The organism is Bilophila sp. 4_1_30, assembly GCF_000224655.1.
Classification (GTDB): domain Bacteria; phylum Desulfobacterota; class Desulfovibrionia; order Desulfovibrionales; family Desulfovibrionaceae; genus Bilophila; species Bilophila wadsworthia.
On the sequence record NZ_JH114231.1, the window covers coordinates 838,890 to 852,305 of the forward strand.

The following is a 13,416-nucleotide window of genomic DNA, read 5'->3' on the forward strand; positions in this document are numbered from 1 at the left end:
GAGCGGATCGGAGGCGACGTTGAGGCCGACGTGCTTCATGGCGGTCAGACAGTTCAGGCCGCCCATGGACGCGCCCGCAACGGCTTCCATCGCCACTTTCTCGTTGGTGGCGAAATCCATGCGGAAACCGCCCGCGCCCTGCAATTCGTACAGCAGGTTGCTCACTTCCGAGGAAGGGGTGCCGGGATAGCAGCTCGCGTAGTCGAGCCCGGCTTCATACGCGCCCCGCACGAGCGCCTCGTTGCCCATGAGCAACGCCTTTTTGCCGATTTCACGTTCGAGAAGCACTGACATAACGTCTCCTTTATCGTGTTGATTCCATACATATTGTTATGGGGTTCCGCCTGCGGCTGCCTGCGCCCTTTCGGGGCGCGGAGGACTCCGCCGCCAGCGGCCTCCTTCCACCCATCAACCATTCTGAGAAGAAAGGGAGGCGGGGGAAGGACAGCCCTCCCGTGCAACCGATTCCCTCTTCCGGGCCTTTTCCCTGAGCACGACCGCCGGGGCGACGCCCAGCAGGGTTATGGCCGCAGCCACATAAAGGGCCACGAGGTAGTCTCCGGACCATGCCCGAATCAGGCCGCCGATGAACGGCCCACACACCGAGGCCACCATGAGCGGGCTCGTGCTGAACCCGTAGTTCACCCCGAAATGGCGCGGCCCGAAAAAGGCCATGATCAGAGCCGCAAGCTGGGGAATGGTCCCGCCGAACGCCAGCGCCACCGGAACCGCCGCAATCAGGAAGCCCGCCATGCCGAACCGGGACGGCAGCACCGCCAGCAGCACCAGCCCGCATCCCATGAATACGGCGTCCAGCCCCATGCCCCACGCCCGCCCGAACCGATCGTGGACGTATCCGAAGAACAACCGGCCCACGCCGTTCGCTATCGCGTACACGCCCATGCCGAGCCCGGCCTGAGCCGCAGTCAGCCCGCATTCCAGCGCATAGGGAACGATGTGCCCGATGATCATCAGCCCGCCGATCTGGATCGACAGCATCCAGCCCCAGATCATCCAGTAGGACGGCGTATGGAGCATGTCCCGCAGGCCGACGCCGTCGCCCTCTTCCTTGCCGGGAGCCGCTTCGGGCATACGCAGGAACAGCGAACCGAGCACGATGATGCCGAGGAAGAGCACCGCCAGCGCCATGAACGTGCTGGAAACGCCCACCTTGCCGATGAGCCAGCCCGCGCCGACCGTCCCGAACAGGAGCGTGCCGAGCGCAAGGGCCATCGTCAGCAGGCCGCTCACCAGCCCCTTGCGTTCAGGATACCAGCGCAGGCATACGGCGGCGGGGACAAGGTTCACGATGCCGATGCCGAACCCGGACACCACGCCGTAACTGAGGTAGAGGCCGATCACGGAGTCGATGCGCGACGCCCACAGCAGCCCCACGCACAGCAACGCGCCGCCGATCTGCACCGCACGGGCGGGCCCGAACCGGAGGAGCTTCCCCCCGGCGAACATGCCGAGCGAGAAGAAGGTGATCATGAAAGTGAAGGTCAGGGACGTCTCGGGACGCTGCCAGCCGAAAGCCTGTTCCAGCGGGACCACGAAAATCGACCACGCATACAGGACACCGCAGACCATGCACAGCACAAGTCCCGCCAGCAGGATGATCAGACGGCTCGGCGTTTTCATGATGCCTCCGTCCGCTCCGCAAAGGTATGCGCCTCTTCTTCGCCGCGCAGGACACGCAGCACACCGAGGGCAAGGGATTCCATCTCGTTCTCGCCGGGCAGCACATGCACCGGAGCGAGGAAGGACACACGATCCGCCACCCAGTCCGTGAGCATCCGGGAGCGGGCGACGCCGCCGGTGAGCAGGATGGCGTCAAGGCGCCCGCGCGTCACCACGGCGAGCTTGCCGATATTTTTCGCCAGATTGTGGGCCATAGCCTCGTAAACCAGCGCGGCCTTCCCATCGCCTTCGTGGATGCGGCGCTCGATTTCCCGCGCGTCGGACGTCCCGAACCAGTCCATCAGCCCACCCTTCCGCTGCATCCGGCGCATCATCTCAGGGAAGGTGACGCCGTCCTGCGTCGCCATTTCCGCCAGCTGGAAACACGGCAAGCCGCCGGAACGCTCGGGCGCGAACGGCCCTTCATCGTCGGAAATCATGTCCACCACGCGCCCGCCCACATGCAGGGAAAGGGTGATCCCCCCGCCCATGTGCGCCACGATCAAGGATAGATCGGCGTATTTCGCATTGTTCCGCTTGGCGTAGCGCAGCGCGCAGGCCCGCATGTTGAGCATGTGCCCCACGCTCTTGCGTTCGATGGACGAAAACCCGGTGATGCGGGCGATGGGGTCCATTTCATCCACGGTGACGGGATCGTAGATGAACGCCGGGATGCCGAGCGGCCTCGCCACGGCGTCCGCAAGCACGGCCCCAAGGTTCGAGGCATGCTGCATGACCGGACGGTGACGCAGCACGTCGAGCATAACATCATTGACGCGATACGCCCCGGAACGCACGGGCGGCAACAGCCCGCCCCGCCCCACGCAGGCGTGCAACGAAGCGGGATCGATGCCTTTTTCCGCCAATACCTCAAGCAGCAGGCGGTGGCGCAGCTCAAATTGCTCCATGACCGCCGGAGACAGTTTGGCGGTATCGTGGTCGCGGCTTTCCACAAACAGCGGGGCCTCGTCCTCGTACACGGCGATTTTGGTCGAGGTGGAACCCGGATTGATCACAAGAATGCGAAACATGCTGACCTCACAGGCAATTAGGCGTTCCGGGCGGCGAGGCATCCCAACGCGGTGGCGTACAGTTTGGCGGACGGCGGCTCCGAGCGCGACGTCATGACCACGGGCGCGGCTGCCCCGAGGATGAGCCCGGCCACCTGACTGCCCTTGAGAAAGTGCAGCAGCCCCTTGATCGCCACGTTGCCCACTTCCATGATCGGCATGAGGAAAATATCGGCGTCGCCGGAAACCCGGCTTTCGATGCCCTTGTGCAGGGCGGATTCACGGTTCAGGGCCACGTCCATGGCAATGGGGCCTTCAACGATACATTGCGTGGGGAACTCGCCCCGCTCCCATGCTTCAACCAGCCCGGCGGCGTCGATGGTCGCGGGGTTGTGCGGATCGACGCGCTCGTTGGCGGCAAGGCAGGCGACCTTGGGGCATTCGTAGCCCCACGAGCGCAGCGCCAGCAGCGCGTTGGCAAGGATGTCCTTCTTGGCGGCAAGGTCGGGATTGATGTTCATCCCGCCGTCGGTACTGTAAATAAGCTTGTGATAGCCCGGCAGTTCCACGGCGGCGATGTGCGACAGCCTCCGGCCCGTGCGCAGCCCTTCTTCCTTGTTCAGCACACCGCGCAGAAAGTCCGAAGAGTTGAGCATACCCTTCATGAGTACCCCGGATTCCCCGCAGCGCACCGAGCGCACGGCTTCCCGCAGCGCCGTCGCGGGATCGGCGGCATGGCGGAGTTCGATCCGGCCTTCAATGCCCGCCTGTCCGACCAGCGGACGCACCACCGCCTCGTCGCCGTATAAAATGACGTCGGCCAGCCCTTCATCCAGAGCCATGCGTGCGGCTTCCACGGTTTCGCTGTCCGCGTTCGCCACGCACACCACTGTCCGGGGCATGGCCTTCACCTTGTCAATCAGTTCCGAAAAATGTTGCAGCATGAAAAGGCTCCTGTGGAAGAAAGCGGGAATACGGGAAAGGGAAGGCCCTTTGAGAACGGCGTCCCGCTCTCCTCCCTGCGTCCCTTCCCCCACCGTCCAAAACGATTCTGGAGACGGGACCGGGACGAAATATTTTTATAATATATTGTTTTTATTAATTATTTTACTTTAACAAGGGGTACAAAGCTCCTACCCTCCCCAAAAGGAGGGAACCAACAGCGGACACCGGCCCACAAAGGGAACGCCAGCCGCGAAGACTAGTCGGAATAATCGGCCAACACGCCGTTCACCACGAAACGGGGCGGCAGGCCATGAACGAGCACACGCTCCAGATTTTCCAGCGCCTGAGAGAGCATCCGCCCGAACGCGGCGCGGGTTACGCCCGCGAGATGCGGCGTCAGCAGGACACGTTCGGCGGGAATGGACAAGAAAGGATTCTCAGCACGCCCGTCATCCGCAAAGCAGTCGAGCGCCGCGCCGCGTATCCACCCTTCCGCGAGGATGCGGGCGAGATCCGCTTCCACCACCACACCGCTCCGGGCCGCGTTGATCAGCAGGGCATGGGGCTTCATGGTCGAAAGCAGGTTGTAATCCACAAGGTTGCGGGTACTGCCGTTGAGCGGGCAATGCAGGGAAACCACGTCGCACTCGGCGAACAGCGCCGCCACATCCATACGCTCGACCCCGTTTTCAGCCGCGAACCCTTCAGGCCAGAAGCCGTCGCAAGCGGCGACGGAACACCCAAAAGCCTTGGCGAGCGGAACGACCGCGCGCCCGATGTTGCCGAGCCCGAGCAGCCCGATCCGGCATCCGCGCAGCTCAAGGCCGCCCTGCTCCAGAAGCTCGGCACGCGAAGCCGCATAACGCCCGCGGCGGATTTCCCCGTCGGCCCATGCAAGGCCGCGCTGGAGGTTCACAATGGCGGCTATCACGTATTCGGCCACCGAGGACGCGTTCATGTTCGGCGAATTCGATACCGGAATGCCGAGTTCCGCCGCCGTGAGGTGGTCAACGGAATCAAAGCCCGCGCCCGTGGTCTGGATGAAGCGGATAGAGGGCATCCGTTCGAGGCAGAAGGCATCCACATAGGGCTGGGACGGCGGGAGCAAAAGCGCCTGCGCGCTCTCAGCCGCCGCGATCAGGACGTGGCTGCCGTTTGGAGGCAAAAAATGCAGGGAAAGGCTTTCCGGCAGGGCCATACCGGATTCCGTAAACCGGGAACGGGGGAGCAGGCTGAGGACCTTCATGGCGTTCTCCTTTTCGCCTCTTGAACGGCAACGTCTTTCGCGCTTCGCAACGACACGCTTTTTGTTTCGCTCCCGGGGAAAGCGCCGCAGCGCCTCCCCGAAAGCATCCGGGGACGGAACCCCCGCCATGCGGGGATTCCTTTTTCACTTACCGCATCATGGCGGGCAGCCACGTGCTCAGCGGCTCAAAGGCGATGCAGAAGCCGAGGCACAGGAAGAACGCAAGGATGAAGGGTATCGAGGAACGGTACACCAACGAGAGCGGAACATCCGCCAGTTCCTTGGCGACGAACAGGCTGACGCCGAAGGGCGGGGTCATGCCGGCCATGGTCACGAGGATATTGATGATGACGCCGAACCAAATCAGGTTCCAGCCGAACAGCGCGGCGAGCGGCAGGAAGATGGGCACGCAGATGAGCATCAGCGGGATGGCCGGGATAAAACAGCCGAGGAAGCTCATGCACACGATGATGGCGAACATGACGGCCATGGGAGGCATGTTCATGGAGGCGATGACGCCGGCGAGGATCATGGGGATCTTGCTCATGGTCATGAAGTAGCTGAACACGCCCGCGCCGCCGAGGACCGTAAAGGCCATGCTGATCGTCTTGCCGGTATCGTTGAGGCCGTTGGTGACGATGGACCAGCTCAGGCGGCCCATGACGAGGGCGAGGAACACGGTCGTGAACGCGCCGATGCCGCCGCCCTCCGTAGCGGTGAACATGCCGGCGTAGATGCCGCCGATGACCACGATGAAGATGATAATGATGGGCAGGCCGGTCTTGAGCGAGACGAGCCGCTCGCGCATGGGAACGCGAGGCAGGGCCGGAGCCAGCTCGGGATTGCGCCAGACCATAATGACGATGGCGATGATGAAACAGGCCATGCACACGAGGCCGGGGAACACACCGGCGATGAACAGGTCGGCGATGCTCTGTTCCGCAAGGACGCCGTAGATGATGAAATTCGAGCTCGGAGGAATGAGACTGCCGATGCCGCCGGAACAGGCCAGCGTGCCGATGGCGAGCTTGTCGTCATAGCCGTGCCGCCGCATTTCGGGCAGGGCGATGGTCATCATGGCGATACAGCCGACAAGGGCGTCGCCGACGACCGCGCCGAGGGCGGTGCAGGCGCACACGCTGGCTATGGCGAGGCCGCCGCGGAAATGGCCGCACCAGTTGCGGGCCGTGCGGTACAGATCTTCGCCGAACCGGCTGTAGAAACAGAGAAAGCCCATCAACAGAAAGAACATCAGGGGTGCCCACGTGTAACTGCTGCACGTGGAGAACCACGCCGTCCCGAACAGGTTCAGAGCCGCCGTCAGGCCGCGCAGGCTGGCGATGAAGACGAGCGAGGTCCCCATGAGCGCGAAGGCCACGGGCATCCCCAAGAAAAACATGGTAAACATATACACCATGCCGATGACGCCCTGCGCGGGTGCGCTGATGCCGGGCAGACGCTCGACCGCCACCCAAACCGACAGGGCCACGCCGAGCAGGCCGATGCCGAGCATCAAGAAAGCCGACCCCATCCCGCCGCCCCGGATAGTGGCGGCAAGCTGATCCAAAAGATGGCTGAGCATGGCAAGGAACAACAGGACGCATCCGAACACGGCGAACCAGATGAACGGCTTGTAGGACATGTTCCATACCGATGTGGTGTCGGTGGTGGTCATGGCGTACTTGCCCATGCACGTTATGCAGAAAAAGACGACCGCAAGGCTCCAGACCGTGGTGATGGCCCCAAGCCGGTTCTTATTGAGTTCGCTCAGCTTGCCGGTCACGATGTCCATGCTGACGTGCCCGCGCCTCCAATAGGTATAGGCCACGGAGGAAAACAGCACCACGGACATGAGCATTTCGGTGATTTCGATGCTGCCGCTGATCGGCGATCCGATAACATAGCGCAGAAGCACGTCCGCGAAGGTCAGGATGACCAGACCCATAAAGATATACATGCCGACAGCGCTTATCCTCTGGCAAAACGGTTCCGTGCGCCGTATCAGGGCAGATAGCGATTCCAGCTGGGCGGCCAACGGGGGCGTTTCAATGGCGTTGCTGCTCATAAGTTCAGACCTTGATTGGGGAGGTTGGGCGGCGGGGACCCCCCGCCGCCGTTCGGAACCGATGGCTTACTGCTGCTTGACGTAACGGTAGGCTTCAGACTGACGCCACGGCGTGAAATACTTGGCTTCCAACTGATGGAACGTCTTCTCCAGTTCGGCGCCCCGATAGCCGGCCTTGTCAAGCGACTTGAACCACGCCTGCGCCGGGACGGCGGCCAGCTTGTCGGCGCGGGCATAATCCTCGTCGGACAGGACATAGACGGTGCCGCCCATTTCCTTGATCCACTTGTCGAGGCTGCCGTACACGTTTTCAGCCCAGAACTTTTCCAAAAGATTGGGGCCGTAATTCTGGGACATATCGTCGACGATGGCCTTGAGGTCGTCGGGCAGGCTGTCGTAGCGTTCCTGATTCATGACCACGTAAAAGGCGGTTCCGGTGATGTTCAACAGAGTGACGTGCTTGACTTCCTCACCGTAACGCCGGGAAATCAGCGGATCGAAATCCATGACGATACCGTCGATGATGCCGCCCTGCATGGCCTGATACAGATCGGACATGTTCATGCCGACCACGGAAGCGCCGAGGGCCTGCATGGTTTCAAAGCGCAGGCCGCCGCCTTCAAAGCCGAGCTTCTTGCCCTTGATGTCGTCGAGCTTCAGGATGGGGGCGGACTTGGTCATGACACAGTCGCCCACGGGGTAGGCGTGAATGAACATGAGCTTGACGCCCTTGATTTCCTTCTTCAGGACTTCGGGATGGGCCTTATAGAAATCGCTCAGCATCTCATAGGCATTGCCGAGAGCCATGCTGGGGTTGGCGGCGGAAAAAATCTGAGAATGGAAGGGGAACGCGCCGGGGTTGGAGCTGAAAGGCGCTTCGGCCAAGTCCGCTATGCCGGTACGGACGGAGTCCATGGCGTCGGAACGCTTGCCAAGGGCGTTGGCGAAATAGGGTTCAATCTTGATGCGCCCGTTGCTGCGCTTTTCGAGTTCGTCGCACCAAGGCTTGATGGCATTGACCCACCGCTGGTGGATAGGCGGCATCCCAAGGTTGAAAGTCAGCACGATGGGTTCTTCGGCGGCACTCTTCTGCGCGAACAGCGCGGGAAGGCACAGAGCCGCGGCCAACGTCAATGTCAATAATGTCCTCTTCATGGCGTCTCCAGTCGGGTTATACAGTTCCTGTCCTTGGAGCAGAGCCGGAGGGGCCGTCCCTCCGGCTCATTCACACTACAGTGAGGCGACCATCTTCCGGATGCGGTCGACACCTTCCAGGCAATCGTCCAGCCCGGTGGCGCAGGAAAGACGGGTGTTGCACCCTGCGTACGGCCCGTATTCGGAACCGGGCACGCAGGCCACATAGTATTCGTCGAGAAGCTTCGCACAGAACTGCACGGGGTCCAGCCCTGTCTTCTCGTGGTTCAGGTAGATGTAGAACGCGCCCTTGGGAGCCGCGAAGGATACGTTGGGTATGGTGGACAGGGCTTCCATCATGGCCTTGCGGCGGAGGTCGAACTGCTGGCGCATTTCCTCAACGCAATCCTGCGGGCCGGTCATGGCTTCCACGGCGCCCCACTGGGCGAAACTGTTGACGGAAAGCACAAAGCTCTGCTGCAACAGGGCCATGCCCCGGATGACCTCGGCGGGCCCGGCGAGATAGCCGATGCGCCAGCCGGTCATGGAATAGGTCTTGGAGAAGGAGCCGAGGATGACGGTACGGTCGCGCATCCCCGGTTCGGACGCGATGGAACGATGCTCAAGGCCGTCATACAGCAGACGGTCATAGGCTTCGTCGGAAACAACCAGCAGGTTGTTGGCCTTGGCGAAATCGGCGATCTGGCCGAGCTCTTCCCTGGAAAGAACCGCGCCGGTGGGGTTGTGTGGGCTGTTGATGAACAGCATCTTGGTGCGTTCGCCCGCTTCCGCGCCGCCCCAGCCGAAATCGGGGGCCTTGAGCGCATAGGCACGAACCTGCGCGTCGGCGATGGCGGCACAGTTGTAATACAGGCCATAACCGGGAGACGGCAGCAGCACTTCGTCGCCGGGTTCAAGCACGGCCTTCATGGTCAGGAGGATGGCCTGCTGCCCGCCGCAGGTGATCATGACTTCGGTCTTCGGGTCATAGCTGACGCCGGTCTGCCGCTTGATGTGCTCGGCTACGGCTTCGCGCAGGGGCAGGATGCCCATGTTGGGGGTATAATGCACATATCCCTTGTCCAGCGCGGCCTTGGCGGCCTCCTTGATGTGGGCGGGCGTATCGAAGTCGGGGCGGCCGATACTGAAAATGACCACCTTCTTGCCTTCACGCCGGTAGGCTTCAGCTTTCTGGGTGGCGGCATGGATGCTGGAACTGGGGATTTGGCGCGTCATGGCGTTCAAAAAGGATGGCATGACTTTACTCCGCGGTAACGAGGTTGTCGGGCATGGCACCGTCCACATACTGGAACAACTGGTCAACGGACATGCGGGACATGGCGTTGAGCGCATCCGTAGTGAAGGCCCCGGCGTGCGGGGACAGGATCACGTTGTCCAGCGAGAACAACGGGGAAGCGGTGAGCGGCTCCTGCGAATAGGCGTCGATGATCGCGCCGGAAATGACCTTGCCGCGCAGGGCTTCGTACAGGGCGTCCTCGTCCACGATGCCGCCACGGGCCATGTTGACCAGCAGCGCGGAGGGCTTCATAAGCGCCAGTTCCGCCTTGCCGATGAACCCGGCGGTGGTTTCGTCGAGGGGGCAATGCACGCACACGATGTCCGACTCGGCGAGCAGCTCGTTCAGCTCCCGGCGCTCGATGCCGTACTTGGCGGCAAGGGCTTCGGGCCAGCAGGGATCGGTTCCGAGAAGGCGGGCTTCGAACCCGGCCATCCGGGAAGCCACGCGGCTCCCGATGTTGCCGAGGCCAATGATGCCCACGGTCTTGCCGCAGATTTCGCCGCCCATAGTCCGCGCCTTTTCCCACTGCCCGGTCCGCACGGCGTTGTCGCACTGCGGCACGTTGCGCAGGTAGCCGAGCAGCAATGCGAAGGTATGTTCCGCCACGGCCACGCTGTTCGCGCCGGGCGTGTTGCAAAGCAGGATGCCGCGCCGGAGCACGGCGGGGATGTCGATCATGTCCAGCCCGGTGCCGAGCTTGGCGATCAGCTTGAGGTTGGGGAGCTTTTCCAGCAGCTCGTCGGTGATGGTCAGGCTGTTGCCGGTGACGGCGATGTCGGCGGCGGCAAGCGCTTCAACGAAGCCGGGCGCATCCACGCGCTTCCCGCGCCAGTCCAGCACTTCCAGGCGTTCGTCATCAAGCAGACGGCGCATCTCGACGTCGGAGAACTTGGCGAACGGCGGGGCTTCCACAAAAACGGTATGCTTGCTCATATCCGCTCCGCCTAAACGAGGGTGTATAAGGGAAATTCAAAGGAAACGGCCTGCTGCGGGCAGCTGATGCGGCAGTTGCCGCAATGCCAGCACTCACGCTTGTATGCTTCGATGACGTGAGGCGTCTCGTCGTGTTCCTTGTCCAGTTCCAGAATGTAGCCGGGGCAATCCTTCACGCAGCGGCCGCACTTGACGCATTTCTTGGAATCAAAAACCGGAGGCATGTCGTTTCTCCTTGTGAAAGATGCGGGATCACTCCGTCCAGCCGAACTGGAACGCGCCGTCCTTGCGGGTGAGCACCAGCCCCTTGGCGAGTTCGGGGTCCTTTTCGGGATAATCGGAGAGCTGATACATGCCCCGCCCGCTTTCCCTGCGCTGGAGGCAGGCTTCCAGATGGGCCCGGCAGAGTTCCAGCAGGTCGAACGCCTCGTGCAGGCGCATCAGCTCGTGGTTGTTGGTGGCTACGACACGATCCGTGTAGCTTTCCACAAGGGCGAGCTTTTCGAGGGCGAGACGCATACCGGCCATGTTCCGGCGGTACTTGGCGTAGTAGTCCATGATCTGACGGATGGGATCTTCAAAGTCGTTGTACTTCAGAAGGTTGGTTCCCTTGCGCTCCCAAGGGGCGATGATTCGGTCGTGTTCGGCCTGCGCTTCCGCGTCGTCGATGACGCCCATCTCGGTGGACGCCGCATCGTTCGCGGCATGGAACGCCGCCACGTAGCCGCAGCACATCGCGCCGGAAAAACTCGTAAAGTTGCTGCCCGCGAACAGGCCCTTCACCGTGGTTTCCAAGCGATCGTCGGCGAGGAGCATCCCGGAAACCGTCATTTCGGAAACCTCCACTTCCAGCGGGGCCTTCTTGAACTCGATGCCGCGGGCCGCACAGTAATCAAGGTAGGTTTCCTTGTCCGCGGGCATGAGCACATACTGGAGGTGATGCACGTCCTCATCGCTGAAGTGGGTCATATCCATGTAGAACGGCGGGCCGTTGCCCTCGACCTGTTCCTGCCACGTGCCCATGACCTGATTGCGGCGCTTGCCGTTTTCGCCCATCGGATCATACTTGAACATGAACCGCTCGCCGAGCGCGTTGATTTCCTTGCCGCCCATGTTGTTAATGCCGTTCATGCCGGGCGCGCCCCACCCCTTGGGGATGAGCGTCGCGCGGCCGCTGATGTCGATGTTGACCAGCGACGCGCCGATCTGCATGGGCAGGACGAAATAGCTGCCGGTGTTGTACGGCATATGCCAGCAGTTGTAGGGGTTGCCGGTGGAGTTGTTGGTCAGGCGCTGGGGGTGCCAGCCGAGGGAACAGATGGCGGTTTTGCATTCGATGGCGTACACTTCGCGGGTCAGGACATTGAAGCCCATGCACCCCATGATGTGCCCGTCGCGCTCGAACAGACGGGTGATGTGGAAGTCGTCGAGGATGTTGACGCCGGACTTGCGTACCCGGCGGGCCAGATGCCGCTTGATGGTCGTGCCGTTGGTGATGTGCAGCCACCACGCGCCGGGCTGGCCGAAGCCGACGGAACGATACCGCTTGCCGTCCTTGATCAGGAATTCCGTATCGACTTCCTCAAGAATTTTCACGCAGGGCTTGATGGCGTCGAACCACTGGTTGAGCTGGGCTTCGCGGTAACCGAAGGCCGACTTCATAAAGAAGCCGACGAAAGCTTCGCGGGTGTCGTTGGGTTCGTCGGTGCCGAGCGCCGCCATAAAATGGTCGTTGCCGCCGCCGAGGCAACCGGAGCTTTCCAGACGCCCCTGCCCCACCATGAGCACGTCGGCCTTGAGTTCCGTCGCGCGCAGGGCCGCGCCGATACCTGAAGCGCCGGTTCCGAGGATGAGCACGTCGGTCTTGATGCGCTTTCCCCAAGCTGTTTCTGTAACAAGCATGGTTTCTCCTTGGCTTCACTGAATAAAAAAGAAAGAAAAGGCCACTTATTCAACCGGAGTACCCGGTGTTTTCCTACTCCTTGTTCAGCAAAGGACATGCCAACGCATTATATTCGACTAGAGCTGATATTCTAATGTGTTAGAGGAGAACACTCCACACAAAACGTCAATAAACAGAAAAATACATGATTCTATCAGAATATTTTCTGAATACAGAAATATTTCTGAAAAAATCTACTATCCGATAGCCAAACATCATGCTCAAATGGCCTGATCTCCTACAACAAGCACGTTGAAGCCGCAAAAAAGATTCCATTCGGACAAAGCGAACCTTTCCTTCTTGGGAAAAAACACCCAAACCCAAAGGGGTGTACCGCCACTCAATCGCCTGAACGAAAGGGAATCCGGCAATCCCGCTGCCCCTCCCGCCTCTTCTGCCCACTGAAGGCCCCTTCCTCACCCCCTACAGCACAACGCTGTGCGCGGACTGCCAAAACGGCCATCCGCGCACAAAAACGTACGGACACAAATAAAAAGCCGTTTCCCAAAACGGGAAACGGCTTTTTCTCGCCCTCAACAGACGTTCTTGAAACAATGTGCCCTGCCTCAAAGCAAAAAATCAAGTCACAGAAGAAACCACGTTACGCTCTCAAGAAACGCCTTGCGGAAGAGCTACCGCGAAAGGGCACCCTTTCCAAAGATGCCCTCCTCCCCCGCATTCCTCACTCATACCGTAGAATGCTCATCCCCTGCAGCCGGGAAAGAATCAGATTTTCGCGGCGGACGTTGGGAAGCTCGGCCCCGGGCTGGAGGGAGGTGACGACGGCCCGCCCGATGATGTGCCTGCCTTCGCCGTTCCCGTCATTGGTACGGACGCCCCAGACGTTGTGGAACATAACGGGCTCGCCCTTGTACGTCCCTATATATAGGGTAATGTGCCCGCGCAACCAGAGCAGCGTGGCGAACGGAACCCCTTCGTCTTTGATGATGCTTTCCTTACCCGAGGGAGACGCCTTCACGAAGCTGATGAACTGCCATGCCTTGGCCTGCGCCGATGAATTGCGTGGCAGCCACACCCCAAAAGGGACGAAAAGATCCCTCATCGCCAGCGAGCAGTCCCGATTGAACAGGTATCCGCCCCAACCGTAGGGCTGCCCCATCATGCGGTTGCCGATCTCGGCCGCCGCCCTTGCCGTCAGGG

At 61.3% G+C, this 13,416-nt stretch carries 11 protein-coding genes and 1 pseudogene; all 12 read right to left on the reverse strand.

Going from position 1 to position 13,416, the window contains the following annotated elements; translation table 11 throughout:
* Window positions 1-294 (reverse strand): annotated as a pseudogene (locus tag HMPREF0178_RS03865) (indolepyruvate ferredoxin oxidoreductase subunit alpha); the annotation flags it as partial.
* 114 nt (window positions 295-408) lie between these two features.
* Complete coding sequence (locus HMPREF0178_RS03870) at window positions 409-1,641, reverse strand: MFS transporter (RefSeq protein WP_009379217.1); 1,233 nt, start codon at window positions 1,639-1,641, stop codon at window positions 409-411.
* Window positions 1,638-2,711 carry a butyrate kinase gene (gene buk / locus HMPREF0178_RS03875; RefSeq protein ID WP_009379219.1) on the reverse strand — a complete coding sequence of 358 codons (1,074 nt, stop codon included), beginning with the start codon at window positions 2,709-2,711 and terminating at the stop codon, window positions 1,638-1,640. The genes HMPREF0178_RS03870 and buk overlap by 4 nt, the downstream gene beginning before the upstream one ends.
* 17 nt (window positions 2,712-2,728) lie before the next feature.
* Window positions 2,729-3,634, reverse strand: a complete 906-nt coding sequence (locus HMPREF0178_RS03880; protein ID WP_009379222.1) for a phosphate acyltransferase — start codon at window positions 3,632-3,634, stop codon at window positions 2,729-2,731.
* A gap of 257 nt (window positions 3,635-3,891) precedes the next feature.
* The gene (locus tag HMPREF0178_RS03885; protein WP_009379224.1) at window positions 3,892-4,881 is read right to left on the reverse strand and encodes a D-isomer specific 2-hydroxyacid dehydrogenase family protein; all 990 of its coding nucleotides are present in this window, start codon (window positions 4,879-4,881) and stop codon (window positions 3,892-3,894) included.
* Window positions 4,882-5,029: 148 nt separating this feature from the next.
* Window positions 5,030-6,838: a TRAP transporter large permease subunit gene (locus HMPREF0178_RS03890; RefSeq protein ID WP_232281183.1), complete on the reverse strand. Its 1,809-nt coding sequence runs from the start codon at window positions 6,836-6,838 to the stop codon at window positions 5,030-5,032.
* Between the two features lie 174 nt (window positions 6,839-7,012).
* Window positions 7,013-8,101 (reverse strand): TRAP transporter substrate-binding protein, encoded by a 1,089-nt coding sequence (locus HMPREF0178_RS03895; RefSeq protein ID WP_009379227.1) that lies wholly within the window; start codon window positions 8,099-8,101, stop codon window positions 7,013-7,015.
* 75 nt (window positions 8,102-8,176) lie between these two features.
* Window positions 8,177-9,337 (reverse strand): pyridoxal phosphate-dependent aminotransferase, encoded by a 1,161-nt coding sequence (locus HMPREF0178_RS03900; protein WP_009379228.1) that lies wholly within the window; start codon window positions 9,335-9,337, stop codon window positions 8,177-8,179.
* A 4-nt stretch (window positions 9,338-9,341) separates the two neighbouring features.
* Window positions 9,342-10,313 carry a hydroxyacid dehydrogenase gene (locus HMPREF0178_RS03905; RefSeq protein ID WP_009379230.1) on the reverse strand — a complete coding sequence of 324 codons (972 nt, stop codon included), beginning with the start codon at window positions 10,311-10,313 and terminating at the stop codon, window positions 9,342-9,344.
* 11 nt (window positions 10,314-10,324) lie between these two features.
* Window positions 10,325-10,537 (reverse strand): ferredoxin family protein, encoded by a 213-nt coding sequence (locus HMPREF0178_RS03910; protein ID WP_009379232.1) that lies wholly within the window; start codon window positions 10,535-10,537, stop codon window positions 10,325-10,327.
* 28 nt (window positions 10,538-10,565) lie between these two features.
* The gene (locus HMPREF0178_RS03915; RefSeq protein ID WP_009379233.1) at window positions 10,566-12,215 is read right to left on the reverse strand and encodes an FAD-binding protein; all 1,650 of its coding nucleotides are present in this window, start codon (window positions 12,213-12,215) and stop codon (window positions 10,566-10,568) included.
* A gap of 722 nt (window positions 12,216-12,937) precedes the next feature.
* On the reverse strand, window positions 12,938-13,416 hold a 479-nt coding region (locus HMPREF0178_RS21910; protein WP_039958537.1), incomplete at its 5' end, for an NlpC/P60 family protein.

Excerpts from the sequence above, each read along its gene's own strand:
- HMPREF0178_RS03870 (WP_009379217.1), bottom strand. The coding sequence starts at position 1,641 with ATGAAAACGCCGAGCCGTCTGATCATCCTGCTGGCGGGACTTGTGCTG.
- buk (WP_009379219.1), bottom strand. The coding sequence starts at position 2,711 with ATGTTTCGCATTCTTGTGATCAATCCGGGTTCCACCTCGACCAAAATC.
- HMPREF0178_RS03880 (WP_009379222.1), bottom strand. The coding sequence starts at position 3,634 with ATGCTGCAACATTTTTCGGAACTGATTGACAAGGTGAAGGCCATGCCC.
- HMPREF0178_RS03885 (WP_009379224.1), bottom strand. The coding sequence starts at position 4,881 with ATGAAGGTCCTCAGCCTGCTCCCCCGTTCCCGGTTTACGGAATCCGGT.
- HMPREF0178_RS03890 (WP_232281183.1), bottom strand. The coding sequence starts at position 6,838 with ATGTATATCTTTATGGGTCTGGTCATCCTGACCTTCGCGGACGTGCTT.
- HMPREF0178_RS03895 (WP_009379227.1), bottom strand. The coding sequence starts at position 8,101 with ATGAAGAGGACATTATTGACATTGACGTTGGCCGCGGCTCTGTGCCTT.
- HMPREF0178_RS03900 (WP_009379228.1), bottom strand. The coding sequence starts at position 9,337 with ATGCCATCCTTTTTGAACGCCATGACGCGCCAAATCCCCAGTTCCAGC.
- HMPREF0178_RS03905 (WP_009379230.1), bottom strand. The coding sequence starts at position 10,313 with ATGAGCAAGCATACCGTTTTTGTGGAAGCCCCGCCGTTCGCCAAGTTC.
- HMPREF0178_RS03910 (WP_009379232.1), bottom strand. The coding sequence starts at position 10,537 with ATGCCTCCGGTTTTTGATTCCAAGAAATGCGTCAAGTGCGGCCGCTGC.
- HMPREF0178_RS03915 (WP_009379233.1), bottom strand. The coding sequence starts at position 12,215 with ATGCTTGTTACAGAAACAGCTTGGGGAAAGCGCATCAAGACCGACGTG.